Annotated in this window: 24 protein-coding genes; 8 read left to right on the forward strand and 16 right to left on the reverse strand. The window is 62.3% G+C overall.

Annotated elements, in window-relative coordinates; translation table 11 throughout:
• The first annotated feature begins 369 nt into the window (after window positions 1-369).
• The gene (locus GGR30_RS14600; RefSeq protein ID WP_183487571.1) at window positions 370-1,362 is read left to right on the forward strand and encodes a P1 family peptidase; all 993 of its coding nucleotides are present in this window, start codon (window positions 370-372) and stop codon (window positions 1,360-1,362) included.
• Between the two features lie 105 nt (window positions 1,363-1,467).
• Here the strand turns inward: GGR30_RS14600 and GGR30_RS14605 are convergent, their stop codons facing one another.
• From GGR30_RS14605 to GGR30_RS14625, 5 genes are all read right to left on the reverse strand, one after another.
• A complete protein-coding gene (locus tag GGR30_RS14605) occupies window positions 1,468-2,865 on the reverse strand; it encodes an efflux transporter outer membrane subunit (protein ID WP_183487574.1) in 1,398 nt (465 codons plus the stop codon).
• 98 nt (window positions 2,866-2,963) lie between these two features.
• Window positions 2,964-6,098: an efflux RND transporter permease subunit gene (locus GGR30_RS14610; protein ID WP_183487576.1), complete on the reverse strand. Its 3,135-nt coding sequence runs from the start codon at window positions 6,096-6,098 to the stop codon at window positions 2,964-2,966.
• Between the two features lie 48 nt (window positions 6,099-6,146).
• Window positions 6,147-7,301, reverse strand: coding sequence for an efflux RND transporter periplasmic adaptor subunit (locus GGR30_RS14615; protein WP_183487578.1), 1,155 nt, complete (start codon window positions 7,299-7,301; stop codon window positions 6,147-6,149).
• Between the two features lie 253 nt (window positions 7,302-7,554).
• A complete protein-coding gene (locus GGR30_RS14620; RefSeq protein ID WP_210288062.1) occupies window positions 7,555-8,157 on the reverse strand; it encodes a TetR/AcrR family transcriptional regulator in 603 nt (200 codons plus the stop codon).
• Entirely contained in the window at window positions 8,157-9,122 is a 966-nt protein-coding gene (locus tag GGR30_RS14625) for a phosphoribosylaminoimidazolesuccinocarboxamide synthase (RefSeq protein WP_183487582.1), read from the reverse strand. The genes GGR30_RS14620 and GGR30_RS14625 overlap by 1 nt, the downstream gene beginning before the upstream one ends.
• A 151-nt stretch (window positions 9,123-9,273) precedes the next feature.
• Between GGR30_RS14625 and GGR30_RS14630 the strand changes: the two genes are divergently transcribed.
• The gene (locus GGR30_RS14630; RefSeq protein ID WP_183487584.1) at window positions 9,274-9,924 is read left to right on the forward strand and encodes a LysE family translocator; all 651 of its coding nucleotides are present in this window, start codon (window positions 9,274-9,276) and stop codon (window positions 9,922-9,924) included.
• 7 nt (window positions 9,925-9,931) lie between these two features.
• Here GGR30_RS14630 and rlmN read toward each other — a convergent pair whose 3' ends face one another.
• From rlmN to GGR30_RS14650, 4 genes are all read right to left on the reverse strand, one after another.
• Window positions 9,932-11,155, reverse strand: a complete 1,224-nt coding sequence (rlmN, locus tag GGR30_RS14635) for a dual-specificity RNA methyltransferase RlmN (RefSeq protein ID WP_183487586.1) — start codon at window positions 11,153-11,155, stop codon at window positions 9,932-9,934.
• A gap of 274 nt (window positions 11,156-11,429) precedes the next feature.
• Window positions 11,430-11,933: an invasion associated locus B family protein gene (locus tag GGR30_RS14640; RefSeq protein WP_183487588.1), complete on the reverse strand. Its 504-nt coding sequence runs from the start codon at window positions 11,931-11,933 to the stop codon at window positions 11,430-11,432.
• Window positions 11,934-12,143: 210 nt separating this feature from the next.
• Window positions 12,144-12,521 carry a YkvA family protein gene (locus tag GGR30_RS14645; RefSeq protein WP_183487590.1) on the reverse strand — a complete coding sequence of 126 codons (378 nt, stop codon included), beginning with the start codon at window positions 12,519-12,521 and terminating at the stop codon, window positions 12,144-12,146.
• Between the two features lie 44 nt (window positions 12,522-12,565).
• Window positions 12,566-12,871: a 4a-hydroxytetrahydrobiopterin dehydratase gene (locus GGR30_RS14650; protein WP_183487592.1), complete on the reverse strand. Its 306-nt coding sequence runs from the start codon at window positions 12,869-12,871 to the stop codon at window positions 12,566-12,568.
• A gap of 56 nt (window positions 12,872-12,927) precedes the next feature.
• Here GGR30_RS14650 and GGR30_RS14655 point away from each other — a divergent pair, with 56 nt between their 5' ends.
• A complete protein-coding gene (locus GGR30_RS14655) occupies window positions 12,928-13,398 on the forward strand; it encodes a low molecular weight protein-tyrosine-phosphatase (RefSeq protein WP_183487594.1) in 471 nt (156 codons plus the stop codon).
• On the opposite strand, the gene thpR is transcribed toward GGR30_RS14655, so the two are convergent.
• Both thpR and GGR30_RS14665 read right to left on the reverse strand, forming a co-directional pair.
• Window positions 13,350-13,943, reverse strand: coding sequence for an RNA 2',3'-cyclic phosphodiesterase (gene thpR / locus GGR30_RS14660; RefSeq protein ID WP_183487596.1), 594 nt, complete (start codon window positions 13,941-13,943; stop codon window positions 13,350-13,352). The two genes, GGR30_RS14655 and thpR, sit on opposite strands and share 49 nt — an antisense overlap.
• A 65-nt stretch (window positions 13,944-14,008) precedes the next feature.
• Window positions 14,009-14,656, reverse strand: a complete 648-nt coding sequence (locus GGR30_RS14665; protein WP_183487891.1) for an arylesterase — start codon at window positions 14,654-14,656, stop codon at window positions 14,009-14,011.
• Between the two features lie 110 nt (window positions 14,657-14,766).
• Between GGR30_RS14665 and GGR30_RS14670 the strand changes: the two genes are divergently transcribed.
• Together GGR30_RS14670 and GGR30_RS14675 are read left to right on the forward strand one after the other, a co-directional pair.
• Window positions 14,767-15,462, forward strand: coding sequence for an ABC transporter ATP-binding protein (locus GGR30_RS14670; RefSeq protein ID WP_183487598.1), 696 nt, complete (start codon window positions 14,767-14,769; stop codon window positions 15,460-15,462).
• Window positions 15,462-18,011 carry an ABC transporter permease gene (locus GGR30_RS14675; protein WP_183487899.1) on the forward strand — a complete coding sequence of 850 codons (2,550 nt, stop codon included), beginning with the start codon at window positions 15,462-15,464 and terminating at the stop codon, window positions 18,009-18,011. The genes GGR30_RS14670 and GGR30_RS14675 overlap by 1 nt, the downstream gene beginning before the upstream one ends.
• A 64-nt stretch (window positions 18,012-18,075) precedes the next feature.
• Here the strand turns inward: GGR30_RS14675 and GGR30_RS14680 are convergent, their stop codons facing one another.
• A complete protein-coding gene (locus GGR30_RS14680; protein WP_106312048.1) occupies window positions 18,076-18,279 on the reverse strand; it encodes a YqaE/Pmp3 family membrane protein in 204 nt (67 codons plus the stop codon).
• A gap of 280 nt (window positions 18,280-18,559) precedes the next feature.
• On the opposite strand from GGR30_RS14680, the gene GGR30_RS14685 reads away from it, so the two are divergent.
• Both GGR30_RS14685 and GGR30_RS14690 read left to right on the forward strand, forming a co-directional pair.
• On the forward strand, window positions 18,560-19,336 hold the full coding sequence (locus GGR30_RS14685; RefSeq protein WP_138750277.1) for a Bax inhibitor-1/YccA family protein: 777 nt from the start codon (window positions 18,560-18,562) through the stop codon (window positions 19,334-19,336).
• An 80-nt stretch (window positions 19,337-19,416) separates the two neighbouring features.
• On the forward strand, window positions 19,417-19,950 hold the full coding sequence (locus GGR30_RS14690) for a GNAT family N-acetyltransferase (RefSeq protein ID WP_183487601.1): 534 nt from the start codon (window positions 19,417-19,419) through the stop codon (window positions 19,948-19,950).
• 15 nt (window positions 19,951-19,965) lie between these two features.
• On the opposite strand, the gene GGR30_RS14695 is transcribed toward GGR30_RS14690, so the two are convergent.
• The gene (locus tag GGR30_RS14695; protein ID WP_183487603.1) at window positions 19,966-20,361 is read right to left on the reverse strand and encodes a DUF2794 domain-containing protein; all 396 of its coding nucleotides are present in this window, start codon (window positions 20,359-20,361) and stop codon (window positions 19,966-19,968) included.
• A gap of 262 nt (window positions 20,362-20,623) precedes the next feature.
• On the opposite strand from GGR30_RS14695, the gene GGR30_RS14700 reads away from it, so the two are divergent.
• On the forward strand, window positions 20,624-21,784 hold the full coding sequence (locus GGR30_RS14700; protein WP_183487605.1) for a GNAT family N-acetyltransferase: 1,161 nt from the start codon (window positions 20,624-20,626) through the stop codon (window positions 21,782-21,784).
• 45 nt (window positions 21,785-21,829) lie between these two features.
• On the opposite strand, the gene GGR30_RS14705 is transcribed toward GGR30_RS14700, so the two are convergent.
• From GGR30_RS14705 to GGR30_RS14715, 3 genes are all read right to left on the reverse strand, one after another.
• Complete coding sequence (locus GGR30_RS14705; RefSeq protein ID WP_183487607.1) at window positions 21,830-22,411, reverse strand: hypothetical protein; 582 nt, start codon at window positions 22,409-22,411, stop codon at window positions 21,830-21,832.
• 75 nt (window positions 22,412-22,486) lie between these two features.
• Entirely contained in the window at window positions 22,487-23,413 is a 927-nt protein-coding gene (locus GGR30_RS14710; protein ID WP_183487609.1) for a carbohydrate kinase family protein, read from the reverse strand.
• 63 nt (window positions 23,414-23,476) lie between these two features.
• On the reverse strand, window positions 23,477-24,172 hold the full coding sequence (locus tag GGR30_RS14715) for an orotate phosphoribosyltransferase (protein ID WP_183487611.1): 696 nt from the start codon (window positions 24,170-24,172) through the stop codon (window positions 23,477-23,479).
• Between the last annotated feature and the right edge of the window lie 201 nt (window positions 24,173-24,373).

Here is a 24,373-nt window from a genome sequence, read left to right on the forward strand (position 1 = left end):
GCTTCTTAAGTCTCTTTGGTAAGCCCGAAAGCTCACCGACAAAGCCGCTCGCCACGTTTCTCTTTCTTCAAATATTCAATTGTCCAAATAACCGATGCGAAGTTCATCGCATCCAAATACCATTCCGCGTGCCAAAACCCTGGAGTTCAAACACGTCAATCAGCGAAGCTAATCGGCGGAAGTGAGGTCAACATCGTTGGTCGCGAGAGCGACCGTCGACCCCGTCGGTGATGCGCATATAGGGTGAAGCGCCCTTCAAAGTCAACACGCATTTTTCAAAAATCTGAAAAAATCCGACTCTTCCTGCTTTCCTGCACCCGGACGCCAATGTTTGCTGATATCGGTATGGCATATGACCGGGAGGCAGACATGCGCAATCTCATCACCGATATTGCCGGCATCAGCGTCGGCAACGCGGAGGACCGCAAGCTTGCCTCCGGCGTGACGGCAATCGTTTTCGACCGGCCCGTCATCGCGTCCGGACTTTCTCTTGGCGGAGCGCCGGGCAGCCGTGACCTCCTTTTGCTCGACCCCGGCCGCACGGTCCAGACTGTCGATGCCTTCGTGCTTTCCGGTGGTTCGGCCTTCGGCCTTGATGCCGCCGGCGGCGTTCAGTCCGGTCTGAGGGCTGACGGTCGCGGACTGGCGCTCGGGCCCGCCCGCATTCCGATCGTGCCAGGCGCCATCCTGATGGATCTCCTGAACGGCGGAGACAAGGACTGGGGCCTCCACGCCCCATACCGCGACCTTGGCTACGAGGCCTACCGCGCGGCCAGAACCGGCGCCTTCGCACTCGGCACGGCCGGTGCGGGCACCGGCGCGACGACCGTCAACCTCAAGGGCGGACTTGGCTCGGCGAGCTTTGAAACCGCTGAAGGCTTCCGGGTCGGCGCGCTTGCAGCCGTCAACGCCATGGGCAGCGTCACAATTGGCAACGGCCCACATTTCTGGGCATCAGCGCTGGAAGATGCGTCAGAATTCGGCGGGTTGGGCCTGCCGGCGCCCGTGCCTGCCGACGCATTGTCGCTTGCCATCAAGGGCGGGGCAACCACGGCGACGACAATTGGCGTGATCGCCACGGATGCAACGCTCACCAAGCAGCAGGCCTACCGCCTGGCGATCATGGCGCATGACGGCTTTGCCCGCGCAATCCATCCGGCCCACCTTCCCTTTGACGGAGACACTGTGCTTTCGGCGGCGACGGGTGAAAAGCCGACCCCCGATGACCTGGCCTTTGCCGAAATCTGCCTCGAGGCAATGCGGACCATGGCGCGGGCGATCGCGCGCGGGGTCTATGAAGCAGAAACGCTCCCGCAAAGGGGAGCGTTGCCAAGCTGGAAAGACAGATTTGCGAAGGGCTAGAGCATTTCGCAGTCAGATGGAAACATCTGACGTCCGCGAAAATGCGTCAAAACAATTAGATAGAGCGGTTGTGCGTTTCCCAGAAAGGCGGAACCGCTCTAGATCTTACTGGGCCGCATAGCCGCCGCCGATCGCGACATTGAGCGCGACGAAATCGCCGGCCTGCTGCGCGATCGCATCGGCAAGGCTTGCCTCGGCGTCGGACACGGCACGCTGGGCGTCAAGCACATCGAGCAGCGAGGTCGCACCGTCGCGGTAGCTGGAGGTCGAAAGTTCAAGCGCATCGCGGTAGGAAGCGACCGTCGCCCGCAGGGCCGACACCGTCCGCCCGTCGCGGGTGACAACGGCGAGCGCCGTCTCGACTTCCTGCACGGCGTTGAGCACTGTCTGCTTCCAGGCGAGATAGGCCTGACGCGCCTGGGATTCGGAGCTCGAAACGTTGGCGCGCAACGCGCCGCCATCGAAGATCGGCAGGCTGAGCGTCGGACCGAAGGACCAGGAGGTCTGCCCGGCATTGCCGAGGGAATTGGCGGAGACGCTGGCCTGCAGCGTGCCGTTCAGCGAGATCATCGGATAGAGCTGAGCCTCGGCAACGCCGATCGCTGCCGTCGCGGCGGCAAGATTGCGTTCGGCTTCGCGAATATCCGGCCGGTTGCGGATCAGGTCCGCCGGAACACCGGAAGCGAGGCGCGCATGGGTAACCGGGATCGGCTTCACCTTGTTCATCTGGTCGATCAGGGTTGCCGCCGGCAGGCCCATCAGCGTCGACAACGCGTAGACCTGCTGGCGATAGGCCGCCTCAAGCTGGGGAATGGTGGAAAGCTGCGCGTTCACCAGACCTTCCGATTGCACCACGTCGAGCCTCGAAGCCGCGCCGGCATCCAGCTGGAACTGGGTCAGACGCAGCGTCTCGCGTCGGCTCTTCAGGTTGGAACGGGCGATCGACAGCCGTTCCTGATAAAGCCGGGCATTGATGTAGGAGTCGATCAGGCTGGAAATCAGGGTCAGCTTGGCGACGTCGGCGCTCGCATAGGCCGCGTCCAACTGGGCCATGGCCGCTTCGCCGGCGCGCTGATAGAGACCGAAGAGATCGAGCACCCAGGAGACCGGAACGGAACCGCCGAGGGTGTTGGAGGTCTTGCGCGCCTGCGCCGAAGCGCCGTCGCCGCCTGCGCCGGCGCCGGTGTCATTGGCCTGAAGGTTGACCTGCGGGAAGGCGCCGGCCGTCGAGGTGACAACATTGGCCTCTGCCTGCACGATCGCCTCAAGCGCCTGAAGCACCGAAAGGTTCTGGGCCATGCCGGCTTCGACATAGGAATTCAGCAGCGGATCGTTGAAGCTCTTCCACCAGGCGACGTCCGTGACGTCGCCGACGCTCTGGCTGCTGCCTTCGGAGAATTTGTCCGGCAAGGCCGTTTCCGGCGCCACATAATCCGGGCCGACGGCACAGCCGGCCAGAAGCAGCAGCAAAAGCGGAACGGGGGTAACGCGGCTCAACACCATGGTCTCAATCCTGTCATCTCGGCAGCCCGAACCCGGGCCGCCTACCCTTACTCTTTTAGACGCCGGCACGAGGCCGGCGCAATATTGTTAATTTTCTTTTAAACGATCTGTTGCTCTTCTGCCGATTTGTCTTCCTTCTTGCCGATGCCCATGACGCGGCAAACGGCGACGAAGAAGGACGGCACGAAGAAGATGCCCAAGGTCGTTGCCGCCAGCATGCCGCCGAAGACGGCGATGCCGATGGCATTCTGCGCGGCCGAACCCGCGCCGGTCGCCATCACCAGAGGCGTGACGCCGAGAATGAAGGCAAGCGAGGTCATGATGATCGGGCGCAGACGCATGCGCGCCGCGTGGACGGCCGCGTCAAAGAGCGAATCGCCCTTCTCGCTCTGCTCGCGCGCGAACTCCACGATCAGGATCGCATTCTTCGCCGCAAGGCCCATCGTCGTCAGAAGCCCGACCTTGAAATAGATGTCGTTGTCCTGACCATCGAGGTTGGCCGCCACGACCGCGCCGAGAATACCGACCGGAACCGCCAGAATGACCGAGAACGGAATGCTCCAGCTCTCGTAAAGCGCGGCAAGGCACAGGAACACGAAGACAATCGAGACGAGATAGAGATAGGCCGCCTCATCGCCCGAGATCACCTGCTGCAACGACATGTCCGTCCAGGCGACGGTGAAGCCGCCGGGGGAAGAATCGACCATGGAGACAAGCTGGTTCATCGCCTCGCCCGAACTATAGCCGGGGTTGGTCGAACCCTGGATGTCGACCGCGGTGTTGCCGTTATAGTGCGACAGCGACGGCGCGCCGGTGGTCCAGTCGATATCGGTGAAGGCCGAGAACGGCACCATCTCCCCGCTCGAATTGCGGGCATACCACTTGTAGATATCCTCGGGCTGCATGCGGTACGGCGCATCGCCCTGGACATAGACCTTCTTGACCTTGTCGTTCAGGGTGAAGTTGTTGATGTTCGAGCCCGCATAGATCGTCGACAACATGCCGGTGGCTTCGGAAATGCTGACGCCATAGGCGCCGGCGCGCTGCTCATCGATATCGATCAGCATCTGCGTCTCGTTCGGCAGCGTGTCGGTGCGGACCTGCGCGGCAATGCCGCCGCCATTCATCTGCTGAATGATGCGCTGGGTCGTGGCAAGCGTCGCTGCCTGGCCCTGGTTGCCGCTGTCGACCACATAACCGGTCCAGCCCGTCGACTGGCCGAGACCCGGAATTGCCGGCGGCTGAACGACGAAGACCTGCGCGTCGCGGACATGGGTGTAGAAGAAGCCGTTGGCGCGCTGAGCCACGGACGAGGCCGTCAGCGCAGCCGTGGTGCGGTCCTCGAAGGGCTTCAACTCGATGAAGCTCATCGCGTAGTTCTGGCCCTGTCCGGCAAACGAGAAGCCAAGCACGTTGAACACGGCCTCGACCGCATCCTTCTCCTGGTTTCTGAAGTAGCTCGAGACCTGATCGCTGACCGCCTGCGTGCGCGCCGTTGTTGCGCCCGTCGGCAGGTTGATGATCACGAACAGCGAACCCTGGTCCTCATCCGGCAGGAAGGATTCCGGCAGCTGCATGAAGTAGTGATAGACGCCGAACAGCAGCACGGCGAACACCGCGAACACGATCAGCGGGATCTTCAGCAGGAAGCCGACGGCATTCGTGTAGCCATTGGTGACGCTGTTGAAGCCGCGATTGAACATGCCGGAGAGACCGCGATCCTTCTTGGTCGGATCGACGGGCTTCAGCAAGGTGGCGCAAAGCGCCGGCGTGAAGATCATCGCGACCAGCACGGACAGGATCATCGCGGCCACGATCGAGATCGAGAACTGGCGATAGATGATGCCCGTGGAACCGCCGATGAAGGCCATCGGAATGAACACGGCCGTCAGCACCATCACGATGCCGATCAGGGCGCCTGAAATCTCGCCCATCGATTTCTGCGTGGCTTCCTTCGGCGGAAGCCCGTCTTCATGCATGATGCGTTCGACGTTCTCCACCACGACGATCGCGTCATCCACAAGAAGACCGATTGCCAGCACCATGGCGAACATGGTCAGCGTGTTGATCGAGAAGCCGGCAAAGGCGAGCACGCCGAAGGCGCCGAGGAGCACGACCGGCACCACAAGCGTGGCGATCAGCGTCGCCCTCAGGTTCTGCAGGAAGACAAGGAGCACGACGAAGACGAGCACGATTGCCTCGAACAGCGTATGGACCACCTGCTCGATCGACAGTTTGACGAAGGGCGTCGTGTCGTAGGGATAGATGATGTCGACGCCTTCAGGCAGGGTCGGCTTGATCGAGTCCATGAAGTCGGTCACGCGCGCCGAAGTCTGCACGGCGTTGGCGCCGTTGGCGAGCTCGACGGCGAAACCGGCGGCCGGGAGCCCGTTGTAGAACGTACTGAACTGGTAGTAGCGCTGGCCGAGCTCGACCCGCCCGACATCCGAGATCGTTACCGTCGCGCCGTTTTCGGTGGTGCGCAGGATGATGTTCTCGAATTCCGTGACGTTTTCGAGCTGAGCCGACGACACGGCGGTAATGCTGAGCTGTTGCCCCTTGAGCACGGGGTTGTCGCCGACATCGCCGACCGCGACCTGCTGGTTCTGCGCCCGGATGGCGCTGGAAACGTCCGAAGCCGTAAGATTATACTGGTTGAGCTTGTAGGGATCGAGCCAGATGCGCATCGCATAGGGCGTGTAGAAGCCCTGGACGCTGCCGACGCCGTCGAGACGCGAGATCGGGTCGTTGATGGTGCTGTCGATGATATTGCCAAGATCGGCGGCGGAGTAGTTGCCGCTTTCATCCGTTAGCGCCACGACCATGAGGAAGCTCGAGGACGAACGGCTGACCGTGATGCCGAGGCTGCGGACGATCTCCGGCAATTGCGGCTGCACGAGCTGGAGCTTGTTCTGCACTTCGACCTGGGCGATTTCCGGATCGATGCTCGGACCGAAGATGACCGAAATCTGCGACAGGCCGGGGCTCGAGGTCGATGTCAGGTAGAGCATGTCGTCGAAGCCGGAAAGACCGTCCTCGATGACGTTGGTCACCGTCGTCTCGACCGTTCTGGCACTCGCGCCCGGGAAGGTTGCCTGAAGGGAAATGGTCGTCGGCGCAATCTGCGGGTACTGGGAGACCGGCAGTTGCGAGATACCGAGACCGCCGATCAGCATGATCACGATCGCGATCACCCAGGCGAAAACCGGTCTGTTGATGAAGAAATTAGCCATTCAATATTCCTCGAGCGCTTGGGTTCTGGAGCCTGAACACCTTCACGCTCAGCCGTTTCCGCCTGATGACGATGAACCCGAAGCGCCGCTGCCGGAGCTCGAGCCGGAGGACGACCCGGAAGACGAACCAGAGCCCGAATTCGCGTCGACCACGACGCCGTCCTCATTGATCTTGACCGGAACCGGCGTGACATCGGTGATGCCGCCGACCAGACGCTGGAAGCCGTCGACGATCAGACGGTCGCCGTCGGAGACATTGTCGGTCACCAGCCAGGAGTCGTTGGAGACCCGTACATTCTGGAACACACGCGTCTCGACCTTGTTGTCGTTGGTGACGAACATGGCCGAAACCTTGCCGCCGGCCTCGATCTGGGCCGCAAGCTGCGGAATGAGGTAGCCCTCCTCCTCGGCCACCGTCAGCGTTGCGCGCACGAACATGCCGGGAAGCAGGACATTGTCGGGATTGTCGAACACGGCGCGCAGATTGACCGTGCCGGTCGATTCATTCACCGTCCGCTCTGAAACATCGAGATGGCCTGCGACCGAATAGTCGCTGCCGTCATCAAGCTTGACGACGACCTTGACGCTGGAGAGGTCCTGTTCGCTCTTGAAATCCGGATACTTGCCGGAAGCGCTCAGCACCTGGGCGGCCGACTCATACATGTCGACATAGATCGGATCGAGCTGATTGAGGCTGACCAGCGGGGTCGCGGACGTCGGCGAGGCAAGGTTGCCGATCGAGATATTGGAGACGCCGACAACGCCGTCGAACGGCGCGGTAATGTCGGTGTGACCGAGATTGATCTCCGCCGTCTTCACTGCGGCCTTGGCTGATTCGACATCCGCCAGCGCCTGCTCGTAGGAGGTCTGCGCGTCGGTCAGCTGGATCTCGGTCGCGCCCTGATTGACGATCCGCTTGTAGCGTTCGTAGTTGGCCTCAAGGCCCGGAACCGTGGCATTGGCCTTGTCGAGCGAGGCCTGCGCCTGGGCCAGATTGGCCTCGTAGGTATCCTGCTCGATCTGGTAGAGCAGGTCGCCCCCTTCAACGAAGGCGCCGTCCTTGAAGGCCTTTTCGGTAATGATACCAGTGACCTGCGGCCGGATCTCAGCAGAGCGATAGGAAACCGCGCGCGCCGGAAGCGTCGTGGTGATCGGCACCGACTGCTTTTCAAGCGTGATGACGCCAACCTGGGGCGGCGGCATCTGCATGCCCCCCTGTTGTTGCTTACCGTCATCACTGCAAGCGCTAAGCGCCATTGCAAGAACACTAAGAGCGGCAATTGGAAGCTTGCGCGACAGCATGGGCACCTATCCAGAATAGAAAATCAATCAATGGGCACTTTCTTAACACAATCCTAACAGCGCAGAAACTCAATATCTCGCGTGTCGACGATCGCGGCAAAAGTTCGCCACAAGGCACAAAACGAATCTCTTTGGTGACGTATCGCAGATAACGTCACTTTACAACGCGGTTTTTCAATCCGCCGTCGACAAGAGCGACGATCAGCTGCGTTTTGTCAGCCAGTGTTGCGGGATCGGCACATGAAATCATGCGCGGATTGAGGACGCAGCCAAGCATGTCGACGATCGCGGCGGCATCGCGCACGGGATCGCCCGGGCCGTAGATCCCCTCCTCCATGCCTTCGGCGATCAGCGAGCACAGTTTTTCCTCGACGAGCCGGCGATAGATACGGCCGCCCTTGGCCGGATCTTCCAACACCAGCGGGATCATCTCGAACAGGTACTGGTTCTCGCGCTTGTCGCGCACATGTTCGCGCGAAAGCCGCGAAAGGAAGGTCGTCAGCCGACGGTCCGGCGGGTCCGAAAGGTCCTCGATCGAGCAGCGTTCGGCAAGGCGGCGGGCATGACGATAGGCGATGGCGCGCCCCAACGTCAGCTTGCTGCGGAAATGCTTGAAGACGTTGGCCGGCGACATGCCAAGCTCGCCGGCAATGTCGGCAATCGAGACGGCGGCGTAGCCGCGCGCGCGAAATAGCCGTTCCGCCGTTTCGAGGATGGCCTCGCGTGTTTCTTCTGCCGATCGCCGCGGTCTGCGCATCACGCCTCTCCCCAGTCCGCCTCCGGATAATAGGCCGCGAGGTTGGCGCGCACCCGGTCCTTCACGCTTGCGCCGCTCTCATCCGGCACGAACGGCGTTCCCGTGATCATTTCGAAGGCCCGGGCGTAGACGCCGGACGCCGCCTCGATCACATCGCGCGGGATCTCGGGGATCGGGTCCGAATAGGGATCGCAGCGCTCGACCACCCAGGTGCGGATGAAATCCTTGTCGAAGCTTTCCGGCCGCTCGCCGGCCGCAAAGCGCGCCTGATAGCTGTCGGCCATCCAGTAGCGGCTCGAATCGGGCGTATGAATCTCGTCGGCGAGCAGAAGATTGCCCTCGGCATCGATACCAAACTCGTATTTCGTGTCGGCAAGGATCAGCCCCTGGCGCGCAGCCATTTCTTGGCCGCGGGCAAAGAGCGCCAGCGCCTTTTCGGAGACCTCGCCCCAGCGCGCCTTGGTCAGGAGGCCACGCTCGATGATCTCGTCAGCCGTCAGCGGCTCGTCGTGACCGCCGTCGAAGGCCTTGCTTGTCGGCGTGATGATCGGCTCCGGCAGGACCTGATTGTCACGCATTCCGTCCGGAAAGTCGAAGCCATAGAGCCTGCGTTCGCCGCGCTTGTAGCGGGTCAGCACGGACGTGTCGGTGGTGCCGGCCAGATAGCCGCGCACGATGATCTCGACCGGCAGGATATCAAGCCTCTTGCCGACGACGACGTTCGGGTCCGGATAGGCGACGACATGATTGTCGGCAATATCGGCTGTCGCGTCGAACCAGAAACGCGCAATCTGCGTCAAGATTGCGCCCTTGTGCGGAATGGAGGCCAGGACCCGGTCGAAGGCGCTGATTCGGTCAGTGGTGATGATGATCCGGCGCCCGTCCGGCAGGTCATAGTTCTCCCGCACCTTGCCGCGGTAATAATTCGGCAGTTCCGGGAAAAAGGCTTCGTCGAGAATGCGCAAGAAAATCGTCCTTCAGTCCTGTCGGCGGCCCCTGGGCCTCACTGCGGATTGTTGCCAAACCGCTCCGCTCTCATTACAGATTGTTAACCTTATCGGCAATCATCTTGAACGGTGAACGCGCGGCCGGCGTTCCAGGTTTCGACGGTTTCTCATGGATTTCATTCCCTCGCTCCCCGTGCTTCTCGCCTTTTCGGCGGCAACCCTGCTTCTGGCGCTGACCCCCGGCCCCGACATGACGCTATCGATCAACAAGGCGCTGAAAGAGGGTCGGGCTGCGGGGCTTGCCGTGCTGATCGGCACCAATCTCGGCCTTTGCGTCCACACGATGCTGGTCGCCTTCGGCGTTTCCGCGCTGATCGTCGCCTCGCCGACGGCCTTCATGATCCTGAAGACAGGGGGCGCTGCCTATCTGTTCTGGATCGCGGTGATGGCGATCCGCAAGGGCAGCAATTTCGTGCTGGAGGCGGAAGCGAGAACGGAGCGCAAGCGGGGCCGTGTGAGGGCGGCAATCGCAAGCGGGTTCTGGGTCAATCTCTTGAACCCGAAAGTCATCATCTTCTTCATGACCTTCCTGCCGCAATTCGTCGAGGCGCATGACCCGAACGTCACCGGAAAGCTGATCTTCCTCGGCTTCACCTTCATCGCTGTGGCGCTTCTGCCGACGATTGCCATCGTCGTCGCCGCCGACCGACTTTCAGGCTGGCTGATGGCTCACAAACGCGTGCTGCGCGCCATCGACTACCTGTTCGCCGGCGTGTTTTCGCTGTTTGCGGTGAAAATATTGCTGACGCAGGCGCGGTGAAAGACGCTCAATCCCCGTGATTGGCGATCATCATCGCCTCGTAGGCCAAGCGCTCGGTCTTGCGCATACGCTCCGATTCCGACTTCAACTGCCCGCAGGCGGCGAGAATGTCGCGGCCGCGCGGGGTGCGGATCGGCGAGGCATAGCCGGCCTGGTTGATGAAATCGGCGAAACGCTCGATCGTCTCCCAGTCGGAACACTGGTAGTTCGACCCCGGCCAGGGGTTGAACGGAATGAGGTTGATCTTGGCGGGAATGCCCTTCAGCAGCTTCACCAGATCGCGCGCATCCTCCAGGCTGTCATTGACGTCCTTCAGCATCACATATTCGAAGGTGATGCGGCGCGCGTTCGAGAGCCCCGGATAATCCCGGCAGGCCTTGATCAACTCTTCCAGCGGATATTTCTTGTTGATCGGCACCAGAATGTTGCGCAGGTCGTCGCGCACCGCATGCAGCGAGATCGCCAGCATGCAGCCGATTTCGTCGCCGGTGCGGTAGATTTCCGGCACCACGCCGGAGGTCGATAGCGTGATGCGCCGCTTCGACAGCGACAGCCCGTCCTCGGCGGACGCGATCAGCAGCGCCTTCTTCACCGCCTCGAAATTGTAGAGCGGCTCGCCCATTCCCATCATCACGACGTTGGTGACCTTGCGGTCGGACTCGGGAATGAAGGCGCCGTTCGGCGCGTCGCGGTTCGGGAAATCGCCGAGCGCGTCACGGGCGACCAGAAGCTGCGCGAGAATTTCCTCCGGGCGCAGATTGCGCACCAGACGCTGCGTGCCGGTGTGACAGAAGGAACAGGTGAGCGTGCAGCCGACCTGGCTCGAAATGCACAGCGTGCCGCGATCTTCCTCCGGGATATAGACCGTTTCGATCTCCACCGGGCGGCCGGCGCCGTGGGCGGGAAAGCGCATCAGCCATTTGCGGGTGCCGTCCGTCGAGATCTGTTCTGTGACGATCTCCGGCCGGGCGATATCGAAGGCCTCGGCCATCTTCCCCCGCAGGTCCTTCGCCATATTGGTCATCTCGGAAAAATCGGAGACGCCGCGCACATAGAGCCAGTTCCAGACCTGGTTGACGCGCATGCGGATCTGCTTGTCCGGCACGCCGATCGAAGACAGCGCCTCGGCCATTTCCGGCTTGGACAGACCGATCAGGGTGCTCTTTTCCGCCTGTCTCGGGCGGGGCTTGGCACGCTGAGCGTCAAGATCGATGGTTTCGACAGCGGACATTGTCGGGCTCCCGTAAAAACGCCGATTGCGGGTCATCGACGCATCTGCGCCGGGCTTTCATCCCGGCAGCGCGCCACCCGCGAAAGAATATAGGGGTTTGCTTTCAAGCTTCATCAGGCGCCGCACAAACAAGGCGCGCCTGAGCATCTGCCGCGTGCCTATATCATGCCCGTCGCCCGCCGTCATCCCTTTCGCCACATGGCTCACCCGCGCCGTTTGCAGGGCCGGACGCAAAAAACCCGGCCGAGGCCGGGTCCGGGAAGCGCTGCTGCGCCTACTTGCAGGTGCTGATCTTGTCGAGCGCCGCGGTGATGCCGATCAGCGAATAAGTATGCGTGGTGTTGGTGCCGCGCGCTGACGTCGCCTTTACTTCCATCGTCCGGCCCGCCTTCATGGCCGCGACCAGCGCCGGCTCCTGCGCGGCATTCTCCAGCCAGCCGCCCTGACCCTTGTGGTACATCGGGAAGCTCTTGCCGTCGACGATGACATCGATGGTCGAACCGTCACGCAGGCTGTAGCCCATCATGGCCTGCGGCTCGAGCGTGACGTTCTGGCCCGGATATTTGGTGACGACGAAGAAGTTGTCGCCATGGTCGACATTGGCCGGCTCCTTCTTGGCCGGCACCGAAAGGACATAGCAGACCTTGCCGGCATCGGAATTATAGGAATAGGCGACCCAGGCGTCGAATTTCTGGATGGGCGTCGGCGTCTGCGCGGAAGCGATCGAGGCGCCGGTGAACAGAATGACCAGTACGAGGACGATTTTTCTTGCAAACATATGATCCTGCCGATTTTCTCTGCTGCCGCCGGCCCCTGCCCTGTCAAAAAAGCGGCAAGGCCGATACGTTTCGAATTCGTTCAATTCAATACGCATTCGAGGTTACCAAAACCTCAACATGACGTGGATTTTAGCGAAGGCCGGAAGCCTGGATGATGGTGCAACGACACATGCCGCCAATCAGGGCAAGATTGCGGCATGAACTGAAACTTAGTCATTATCCAGTGTCGTCAGCGCCCGGTCCGCCCGGTCGTAATGCTCTATTCTCATATTTCTGCGGATCATCGTCAACGCCGTGGTGAGCACGGCCAGATCGTCTGTAAAGCCGACGAACAGGAAGATGTCCGGAATGAGATCGGCCGGCATGATGAAATAGGCCAGCGCCGAATAGAGCACCACGCGGGCGCCAAGCGGCGTGTCGCGGTCGGTCGCGCAGTAATAGGCAGCCACGGCATCGCGGGCAAAGGGAATATGAGCGGCCGTCCTGCGCAGTTTCGCCCAGAACCCCTCGCGCACCGTTCGTTCGTTTTCGGCCCTGGTCTCCTCGTCGCCGGGTTCGAGGATGTCTCCATATTTGATGTCACTCATGAAAGGCTCCTTCGCACCGGAATATAGGACGGCGCGGCCCCGGTTCAAACGCCGAAACGGCTTGCAGCCCTGTCCATGATGCTGGCCATCTCGATGTCGCGGGCGCTGATGCCGCCGGAGGAATGCGTGGTCAGCGAAACGCCGACGCGGTTATAGACATTGCTCCACTCGGGATGGTGGTCAAGGCGCTCTGCGGCGAGCGCGCATTCGCTCATGAAGGCAAAGGCCTCGCGAAAATCGGTAAACTTGAAATCACGGGAGATCGCGGTGTCGTCCTCGCTGATCGCCCAGTTCCCGCACGATTGCATGGCCGTCCGCAGCGCTTCAGGTTCCAGTCGCGCATCATTCATGGCATTGTCTCCCCGATCATCGAAACTCCGATCCTCCAGACAATTGCGTAAACATCATGGCACAACCGGAAAAACGCTCAATCCTCTTCGTCTGCAGCGGCAATATCTGTCGTTCACCGCTCGCCGAGGGCGTGTTCACACATCTTGCCGAACAGGCCGGACGCGGCGACGAATTCAGCGCCGATTCCGCCGGCATCGGCAACTGGCACGAGGGCGAGCTCCCCGACCCGCGGTCGCGCGCAACGGCCAGGCGCTACGGCTTCGACATCTCCGGCCAGCGCGCGCGGCAGATCAGACCTGTCGACTTCAGCCGGTTCTCGATCATTCTCGGCATGGACAGCGGCAATATGGCCGCGCTGAAACGGCTCGCCGGCAACAGCTCCGCCGCCGAAGTCGCGCTGTTTTCGGAATATACGCTCGGCGAGCGCCGGGACGTGCCGGATCCCTATTACGGCGGCGATGACGGGTTTGAAACCGTCTACCACATGCTCTTGGCGGGCTGCCAGTCGCTCATGTCCAGGCTGTAGTCCTCGCTCGGATCATAAAGATCAAAGGCCTCTTCCACCTGATAGGGGCCGCCGCCGACGGAATCGCGCGACGACATCAGCACGAAGCGCGGCACGGTGAAGGGCAGCGTCTGGAAATTGCCGCGGGCGGAAAGATACTCCACCACGTCCTGCACCTTCGATCCGCGAAGCCGCGCCAGCGTCACATGCGGGGTAAACTTGCGCGGGTCGGCCCTGAGCCCCAGCCGCTGGCAAATCCGGTCGATCTCGCCCTGCAGCGCAAAAAGCTCGGGCGCGGGCGAGACGCCGGCCCAGATCGCATGCGGCTTCTTGCTGCCGAAGGCGCCGGTTCCGGTCAGGCTCAACTGGAAGGAAGGACGCTCGATCCGGTCGAGCCAGTGCACGACCTCGTCGGCTGTGCGGAAGTCGACATCGCCGATGAACCGCAGAGTGATGTGGTAATTCTCCACATCGATCCAGCGGGCCCCGGGCAGGCCGCCGCGCAACAGCGAAAGACTTAACGCCTGTTCGCGCGGGATTTCGAGGGCAGTGAAAATTCTCGGCATGGCGAGCTCCCCGAATCTGCTAGTCACCCCTCCAGCGAATCATCTAAGCCATGTTGACGCAAGCGTTAATTTGCTTGTCCCCCGATAGTGTCGATGAAGGCCTCGACGGCGGGAAGCGTGTTTTCGACCATCACCGCGACGCCCTCGGCATTGGGATGCATGCCATCGGAAAGCTGCAGCGCCGCATTGGCGGCGACGCCATCGAGAAAGAACGGATAGAGCGGAACGCCGTATTGTTCGGCAAGCGCGCCGTAGATCGGGTTGAAGGCCTCCGCGTAGTCCGCGCCCATGTTGGGCGGCGCCATCATGCCCATCAGCATCACCGGGATGTCGCGATCCTGAAGGCTCTCGATGATGGCAGCGAGGTTCTCCTTCGCCTTTTGCGGCGCGACGCCGCGCAACGCGTCATTGGCGCCGAGCTCGAGGATCACCCCGTCCGTGCCGTCGGGCACCGACCAGTTGACCCGCGCCAGGCCGCCGCTTGTGGTATCACCGGAAACGCCGGCATTGGCGATGGCGACCTGATAGCCGGCACTTTCGAGCGCCGCCTGCATCTGCGCCGGATAATCCTCGCCCGGAGCGAGCGCGTAACCGGCAACCAGACTGTCGCCAAGCACGACGAGGTCGACCGGTTCACGCGCTTTTGATGGCGTCGCAGCGGCAAGCGCCGCAAGAAACGCAAAAACTATCGGCACCGTCGCTTTCAATCGCATCATCTGGCTCCTAAATCCTTTTCATACCCGTTCGCCGGTCCATCCGGCAGGCCGGGCCGTATTGCCTATATGTGTTTGCCCCGCCCGAAATTTCAAAGCAGGACTGTCTTTTGTCTGAAAATCTCATCACGCTCGACAATGCTCACCTCACCCTCGGCAAGGGTTCCGCCGCCGTTCACGTGCTGAAGGGCATGTCCGTAGACATCGGCCGCGGCGAATCCGTCGGCATTCTTGGGCCCTCCGGTTCCGGCAAATCGACGCTGCTGATGGTGATCGCAGGGCTCGAACGGCTCGACAGCGGCGAGATCACGATTGACGGCACGGCGCTTTCCGCCCTTTCGGAAGATGCGCTGGCCGCCTTTCGCGGCGAAAACATTGGCATCGTCTTCCAGTCCTTCCACCTGATCGCCAACATGACGGCGCTCGAAAACACCGCCATTCCGCTGGAACTTGCCGGCCGCGCCGATGCCTTCGAACGCGCTCGTGCGGCGCTTGAGAGCGTCGGTCTCGGCCACCGGATGACGCATTATCCGGGCCAGCTTTCCGGCGGCGAACAGCAGCGCGTGGCAATTGCCCGTGCGCTCGCCCCCGAACCATCCGTGCTGATCGCCGACGAGCCGACCGGCAATCTCGACGGCGACACCGGCGCCCAGATCGCCGACCTTCTGTTCGACCGCCAGCGCGACAGCGGCACGACGCTGGTACTCGTCACCCACGACCCTTCGTTGGCAGCACGCTGCGACCGGCAGGTTCAGGTCCGCTCCGGCGAGATCATCGGCCATGAAAATGCCGGGGCCGCCGAGTGATGCAGGCAAACCGGCTGAACCTTTCGCTTGCCCTGAAATTTGCGCTGCGCGAAATGCGCGGTGGCCTTTCGGGCTTCTACATCTTCCTCGCCTGCATCGCGCTTGGCGTTGCCGCGATCGCCGCCGTCAATTCCGTTTCTGACGCCGTCAATGCGGGCATTGCCGAACGCGGCCGCGAGATTCTTGCCGCCGATATCCGCTTCGAGCGCGACAACGAAGCTTTGACCGGCGACGAACTGGCCTATGTCGAGGATCTCGGCACGATGTCGCAATCGGTGACGATGCGCTCGATGACGCGACTTCCGGATGGTTCGGACCAGTCACTTGCCGAGGTGAAGGCCGTAGACGGGCTATACCCGCTCTATGGCAGCGTGATTTCCGATCCGGCGATGCCGCTCGAAGACGCGCTGTCCGAAAGCGGGGACGGCCGCTATGGCGCGCTCGTCGCACCGCTTCTTGTCGACAGGCTCGGCCTTTCCGTCGGCGACAGCCTGCTGCTCGGCAGCGCCGAATTGCGCGTGTCCGGAACCCTTGAACAGGAGCCGGATTCGCTCTCGGAAGGCTTTGCCTTCGCGCCGCGCATCCTGATTTCGCGCGACGCGCTCGAAGCCTCCGGCCTCGTCCAGCTTGGCAGCCTTGCCGAATATGCCTACCGCATCCGCCTGCCGGCCTCCTCACCGGATCCGAATGCGGTCAAGACAGCCGCCGAGGAGGCCTTCCCCGATGCCGGCTGGTCGGTGCGCGTGAGCGACCGCGCCGCGCCGTCCTTGAGCGAGAACGTCGATCGGCTGTCGGAATTCCTGACGCTTGTCGGGCTTGCGACGCTGATCACCGGCGGCGTTGGCATCGCCAATGCGGTCAGCGCCTATCTGGAAAGCCGCAGGCGTGCGATTGCCGCCTTCAAATGCCTCGGCGCGCCGGCCAATATGGTGGTCGCGATCTATTTCCTGCAGATCATGCTGGTGGCGATGATCGGCATCGCGGCGGGCCTCGTCTTCGGCACGGTGATCCCGCTAATCGCGCTGCCGCTCCTCTCCTCCCTGCTAGAGATCGCGATTCCTGCCGGCGTGTTCCCGCTGGCGCTTCTGATTGCCGCCCTGTTTGGCCTTCTGACCGCGATCGCCTTCGCCATCCTGCCGCTTGCCGCTGCTCGCAACGTGCCGGCAACCGCGCTTCTGCGTGAACACGGCTTTGACGAGGGCGGACGGCCGGCATGGCCTTTCGTGGCGGCCGCGGCGATAACGCTTGCCGCGCTGGCGGCGCTCGCCATCTTCACGGCGGACGAGCGCTTTGTCGCGAGCGTCTTCCTGGCTTCCGTCGCCGGCGCCTTCCTGGTGCTGCGATTGGTCGCGATTGCCATCAAATGGCTCGCCCGTCGTTCGCCGCATCCGCGCGCGCCCTCGTTGCGCCTTGCCATCGGCAATATTCACCGCCCCGGCGCGCTCACCGGCTCGGTCGTGCTGTCGCTCGGCCTCGGACTGACGCTGCTGGTGGCGCTGGCGCTGATCGACGGCAACCTCAACCGCGAGCTCTCCCGCACGCTTCCCGAACGCGCTCCCGACTTCTTCTTCGTCGATATTCAGGGCAACGAGGTCGACGGGTTCCGCGATCTGATCGCCGAGGAAGCGCCGGACGGCGAGCTTTCCCTGGTGCCGATGCTGCGCGGGCGGATCATGGCGCTGAACGACACAAGGGCTTCGGAGTGGGAGGCACCGCCTGAAGCGCGCTGGGTGCTGCGCGGCGACCGCGGCATCACCTATGACGCGGACCTGCCGGAAAATTCGACGCTTGCCGAAGGCGAATGGTGGCCGGACGACTATAGCGGCGAGCCGCTCGTCTCCTTCGCCGCCGAAGAGGGCCGGGAACTTGGCCTGAAGCTCGGCGACACCGTCACCGTCAGCGTGCTCGGACGCGAGATCACCGCCCGGATCGCAAGCTTCCGCTCGGTCGAGTGGGAATCGCTGTCGATCAACTTCGTCATGGTGTTTTCGCCCAACACCTTTGCCGGCGCGCCGCATGCCTGGCTGGCGACGCTGACCAATCCGGACGGCAATACGGAAAAGAACGCCGAAATCCTCGGCGCCGTGACCCGGACCTTCCCGACCGTCACCACGATCGAGGTCCGGGCAGCACTTGAGATCGCCGGCGAGCTCGTCGGCCAGCTTGCCACCGCCATCAGGGCGGCCGCCGCCATCGCTCTGATCGCATCGGTCATGGTGCTCGCCGGCGCGCTTGCGGCCGGAAACCGACGGCGCGGCCATGACGCGGTGATCATGAAAACGCTCGGCGCCACGCGTCCGGCGCTGATCCGGGCCTTTGTCTATGAATATCTGATCCTCGGCGCGATGACCGGCCTCTTTGCCCTTGTCGCGGGATCGGCGGCGGCCTGGTATGCGCTGACCCAGATCATGATGCTGCCCTTCGCCCTTTTGCCGGGCGTCGCGCTTGCGACTGTGCTTGGCGCGGTGGTCGTCACCGTCGCCATCGGCCTTGCCGGCACCTGGCACCTCCTGGGCCAGAAGCCCGCGCTTTACCTGCGCGAGCTATGACAACCAAAAGCCGGCAGGGGCGACCCTGCCGGCTGTCTGCAAGTCTCTTGGATAGCCCGCGCGACTATCTGTCGCGACGCAGCGTTTCCATCAGTTCCTCGTTGCGGCGGTCGGCGAAATAGTTCTGCACCGCGAAAAGCGCCCAGAGTGCGGCGACCGGCCAGCCGATCAGCGTGAGTTGCAGGATCAGGCAGATGATGCCGGAAATCGGCTTGCCGATGGTGAAGAAGGAAAGCCAGGGCAGAATGACGGCGATGAAATAGCGCATGGGAGATATCCTCTCTTTCAGACTGTCCCGCATGACAAAGCCGGACGATTTCCTGCTAGATGGGGCGGTCCTTGTCCGTTTTTCAGGTCTGGCGGGGCGTTTCTTACGAAAATTTGAGAGAGCGCCATCGCTTTTCATCCCTGAACGCCTTGTATCCCATTGCCGTTCCTATCATATTGAGATCAGGCTTGCTGGAGCCCCCCAGCGGCGCCTGGGATAGTGCGTTTAGCCGCGTTTTCCCGACACCGTGATCAACGAGGGGCTTTTTAAGAGGAAATTGATGGCTGATCTTCGTAACTATCAGAACCGCGCGCAGGCGGGAGCGCACGCGAGTGCTGAAATCGATCAGGGTCTGCGCGCCTATATGCTGCGCATCTACAATCTCATGGCGCTTGGCCTGGTGATCACTGGTGTGATGGCCTTCGGCCTGAGCTCGCTCGCCACCACCACGGATCAGGCTGCCGCCGTTGCGCAGCTGCCCAACGGCATCCTGCTGACGAGCGTCGGCGCCGCCGTCTACGGCTCGCCGCTGAAGTGGCTGGTCATGTTCGCGCCGCTGATCGCGTTCTTCTTCCTGGCCTTCAGGGTCAACAAGATGAGCGTGAGCGCCGCGCAGACCTCGTTCTGGGTCTATGCCGCGCTGACCGGCCTGTCGCTGTCGTCGATCTTCATCATGTACACGACGGCCAGCATCGTACAGACCTTCTTCATCACCGCGGCTTCGTTCGGTGCGCTGTCGCTCTACGGCTACACCACCAAGCGTGATCTGTCGGCCATGGGCTCCTTCATGGTGATCGGCCTGTTCGGCATCCTGATCGCCATGGTGGTCAACATCTTCCTGCAGTCGAGCGCACTGTCCTTCGCCGTTTCGGTAATCGGCGTTCTGGTCTTTGCCGGCCTGACCGCCTGGGACACGCAGAAGCTCAAGGAAATGTACTATGAGGGCGACGGTCATGAAGTCGCCGGCCGCAAGGCTGTCATGGGCGCTCTGACGCTCTACCTCGACTTCATCAACATGTTCCTGTTCCTGCTGCGCCTGATGGGCAACCGGAACTGATCACACGCATATCAAACCGATCAAGGCGGCCTTCGGGGCCGCCTTTTTCATGTCCGAAACCGAAACGAACCACACAAGCCATGGCCGTCACATTACGCCCCGCCACCCCCGCCGATATTCCCGCCATCACCGAAATCTACGCCGAAAGCGTACTGAACGGCGTTGCAAGCTACGAGCTTGAGCCGCCCTCGCGCGGGGACATGAACGCCCGTATGGTTGCCATCAACGCCGGCGGCTACCCCTATCTCGCCGCGTTCGAGGCTGATGCCCTGCTTGGCTATGCCTATGCAAGTGCCTTCCGCACCCGCCCGGCCTATCGCTGGCTTGTCGAGAATTCGGTCTATATCGCTCCGCAGGCGCGCGGACGCGGTGTCGGGAAGCTGCTGCTTCATCAATTGTTGGAGGACTGCGAGATGCGCGGTTTCCGGCAGATGGTCGCGGTCATCGGCGGGGCCAGCCCGGCCTCGATCGCACTGCACGCATCCTGCGGCTTTGCCGAGGCCGGCAGGCTGACCGGAACCGGGTTCAAGCACGGTCGCTGGCTCGATACGGTGTTCATGCAGCGCGCGCTCGGAAAGGGCAATGCCGCCGACCCGCTGCCACTGGCGCTCTGACCCGGTTTGCGAGGACTATTTCTCGACAAGTTTCAGCTTGCGGTCGAAGACTTTCAGAACCTGGCGCAGGTCGTGACCGCGCTTCAGCACCATTCCGGCGGTATTGGTGACGCTGAAAGCCCCCTGTTTTGATGCGAGTTTCGGATTTTTCTCGATCCTGAACATCGGCATTTCGCCGGAGCGCTTGAACACGGAAAACACCGCCTTGTCCTTCATGTGATCGAGTGCGTAATCGCGCCATTCGCCCTCGCCCACCATCCGGCCGTAAACCCAGAGGATGGCGTCGAGTTCGCGCCGGTGGAAAGTCACGGGCAGCGGTTCGGCCTTCTTTCCCGGCCGGAACTCGGCGAGTTCAACGACATTGCTGCCGTCCGTCTCGTCCTTGCGTTGCGTATCCGGCTTCTGCGCCATGCTCTTCCGCCTCGCATCCTGATTACAGTTAAGTGACAGTCTGCCCGCTTCAGCCGAAATTGCAAGAGCCGCTTTCCACCCGCGTTTGAAAGTCAGAACCAAGAATTTGTTAACCCAAACGGCTTATCAATTCGGCAAGGGTTTTCGATCAGTAGTGCGTATCCATGTGTCCAGGCATCCCAAAACCGCTCGCCTTTTGCGCGTTCGACACGCGCCTGCCGGCTGCATCGCGCCACGTTGACGGGCGAAGGGCGGCGCGCAGATGAGCATTATCCGCAAGGACCTGGGGCCAAGACCCCCTCACCGACTCAAATCGAAGCTTTCCGTGGTGCGTCCCGGCAAGGCGGTTGCTGACCTCCGTCTGGAACTGAGAAGCGGCGGCGAGTTCTCGATCTTTTCCGAAGCGCCCGACGATCTCGAACCGGCCATAGACCGCCTTGCCGATCAGGCGATCGAGGCGAACCCTTTCCACACCGCCGCCTTCGTGATGAAGGCTCTCGGCGACACGGACACGCATCAGCGCCTGGCCCTGATCGAGGATACGGCCATGTCCGCGAATTCCGGAGCGCTTGCTGCGCTGATGGGCTTTTCGGTAACGGACAGGGGTTCTCACATGGTGGCAACGGCAGCCGATGGCGGCTATCACGCCCCGCTGATCGCGCGCCAGCGCCCGATGGCGACGATTGACCAACTCTTCGAGGCTCTCGCAGGCTCGCTTGCCAATCTTCCGGGCATCATCGCGTTTCCGGGGCTTCTCGCAGACGGCGCCTTCATGCGCTCGGCGCGCGCCGTGGCGGCTGCCCGCGGTCTTGCCTTCCGGGTTGCGGGCGCCTTCCGCGCCCGCGCGCTCAACGGCAGGATCGAACCCGCCGGCGTACTTTCACATGAGGAACGCGAAGCCTGGCAGGACAGCCTCGGCCGATGGGAAGCACTGCAGAAACGGGGCCGGATCACCTACCGGGTCGCCCGCAACCCACGTGAAATTTCAGCCGTGCTGGAAGACCTCGCTCTTCTGTGCGACACGCCCGAGCAGGCGAGCCGCTTCTCCGCCTTCGTGCCGGTGGCCAGGCTTCTTTCGGAGCGCGACCGGCTCAGGATCCACACGCTCCATCTCGACGACAATCTGATCGCGGCGGCCCTTCAGCCCGTTCACCGGGCCGAAGCCTGGGTCTGGAAGGTGCTGGTGCGGCCGGACATGGCCGATCAGGCGGTCGACGAACAACTGATGATGCGGTTGACCGAGTTCAACCTCGCCGACGTCAATATAGCCGTCACCCGCGTCGCCCCGGCGACAGGTCCATTTCTGGCGGAGCGCCTGTGGCCGGGCGAAGACGGCTATGCAAGCCTGCTTGTCGCTCTACGCCCGGGCATGGACCGCGCGCTCGACAGCGTCGCCGTGACATATGAAGAACAAAGCGCCTGATGCCAAATACCGATGATTAGGCGTTTCGGTATCTTGATCGATCCTTCACGGGCAGGGTTTCAGCCGCGATTCCTCGGGACGGTTCATCAGCGCGAAAATGTCGATATCCTGTAGCAGCGGGTGGAACCCCTCCTCCGTGCCGGCCTCGATCAGAACGTCGAGCGGCACGGCCGGTGCAACCATCGGCCCGTTCCAGCAGGTCGCATCGAGATCGACGGAGAATCCCGGCTTGGCGCCACCGGCCTCGCGGGCGGCAGCCATTTCCTGCTGCTGATCCCTGAGCGCCAGCGCAACGGCCGGCGACAGGCGCAGGACGGTCAGCGTCTGGCCGGGTTTGCGGAATTCGGCCACCGCCGCGGCCTCCGCAGCCGCATCCGCCGCCATCAGCGTATAATCCCGGCTGATCTCACCGGATCCGGATTTCTGGTAGACGGTCAGGACGATCTCGTTCTTCGGCAAGCGGAACTCCTCCGGCGCCAGCACCGCGATCCGGAGCGAGGCCGGATTGGCGGCGATCGGCGACGGGATCGTCGGCTTGGCGCCCGGCAGAAAATTCAGGGAGCAGGCGGAGACCAGCGCAAGACCGCACATCGCCAGATATTTCGAGAAAGACTGCTTACGCATCATGCCGACCATTCTTGTGCCAAGGATTGACCCCGGACCTTAGTCAAACATGCTTAAGAGCGGGTAAAGGGTCGCTTTTCAAAGCCCGATCTCATGCGCATAGGGCGGGTTGGCGCCGGCGCGGGAGACGGTGACGGCGGCAGCCTTGGCGCCGAGCGCCAGCGCGTCGGCAATCGCTTCGGGAGAGAGCGTTCCGATCTTCTCCTTGGTCAGGAGGCCGGCGATATCGAGCGAGGCCAGAATGCCGGCATCGAACGTGTCGCCCGCTCCGACGGTATCGACCACCGCGACCTTTTCGCTCGGCACCTCGACCTTGTGCTCCGCGGTGTAGCCGATCGCGCCATCCGCGCCGCAGGTGATGACGACGAGACTCGCGCCGGCCGCAATCCAGTGGCGGGCCTTCTCGTCAAGCGAGCCCTCAAGGCCGAACCAGTCGAGATCCTCATCGGAGAATTTCACGATGTCCGACTTTGCCGCCATCCGCTCGATCCGCGCCCGGTGGCTTGCCGGATCGGTGATGAAGGTCGGTCGGATATTGGGATCGAGCGAGATCACGCGCTTATCCGCCTCGCGCATCAACAGCGCCTCGTAGGTGGAGCCGCAGGGCTCGGGAATGAGGCTGATTGCGCCGAAATGCATCGCCGTGCAGTCATCGCCGATTTCGGGCAGGTCATCCTCGGTGATCATTCGGCCCGCCGTGTTCTCGTCGTAGAAGGCATAGCTCGCCGAGCCGTTGACCAGCTTGACGAAGGCGAGCGTGGTCGGGCGGTCGGAGATGGCGACAAAGCTGTGATTGACCTTCGAGGCGTCCAGCTTTTCACGAATGATGTCGCCCATCAGGTCGGAAGAAATGCCGGAAAAGAAGCCGGTCTTGCGGCCGAGCCGCGCAAGCGCGACCGCCGTGTTGCAGACCGCACCGCCCGCGTAAGGTGCAAAGGCGGGCTCGCCCTTGTCCGTCTCGCGCGGCAGCATGTCGATCAGGGCTTCTCCGCAGCATAAAATCATCGTCTTCTCCCAATTCCTATTAGCGTCCATGCAAGAGGACGCACTCCGCCGGCTCTTGCGTCGTCAGACGATCAGTTCCTCAAGCCCGCCGCGCGCCCGCGACCACTCCATCGGATGATCGAGAAAGGCGCCGACCGCATCCAGCGTTGCCTGATCGGCGAGCCCGTCCTTGCGCGCGACTGCAAGCACGTCCTTCCAGGTGGCGATATAATGAAGGTCAACGCCGCCCTCGCGGAAACGTTTCTCCGCCTCGCCGAAAATTCCATAGTAGAACAATGCCATGCCGTGTTCCACCACGCCGCCGGCTGCGCGGATGGCATTGATGAAGTTGAACATTGAACCGCCGGCCGTCGTCAGGTCCTCGATCACCAGAACCCGCGCGCCCTTCGGCAGGTGGCCTTCGATCTGCGCGTTCTTGCCGTAGCCCTTCGGCTTCTTGCGCACATAGATCATCGGCAGTTCCAGCCGGTCGGCCAGGAAGGCGGCGAAGGGAATGCCGGCCGTCTCGCCGCCCGCCACGCAATCGAATTTCTCGAAGCCCGCATCGGCAAGCACCCGGGCGGCGGCGAAATCCATCAGCGTGGAGCGGATACGCGGATAGGAAATCAGCTGGCGGCAGTCGATATAGACGGGGCTGACCAGGCCGGAGGCAAGCTTGTAGGGCTCGTCCGGCGAAAAATGCACCGCGCCGATTTCCCACAGCATGCGCGCCATCAGATCGCCCATCACCGCGGGTTCCGCGAAACTTGCTCTGCTCATCTCAACAATCCTCTTGTGCTGCGGCTTTTCGGGATGCGGGGAGGCGGCATCCCTGAAAGCCCTCTTGTCGGCGCGAAACTCCGCTGACGGCCGCCCGATGACCAATTGGACAATCAGGCGTGAAAAATCAATCGCCGCAGGGCTGTTTCAACAGAGCCGAACGGCTGACCGGGACAGCATAGCGCAACCGGGTACACCCGC

Origin of the sequence: Martelella radicis (assembly GCF_014196625.1) — a bacterium.
GTDB classification, from domain to species: domain Bacteria; phylum Pseudomonadota; class Alphaproteobacteria; order Rhizobiales; family Rhizobiaceae; genus Martelella; species Martelella radicis.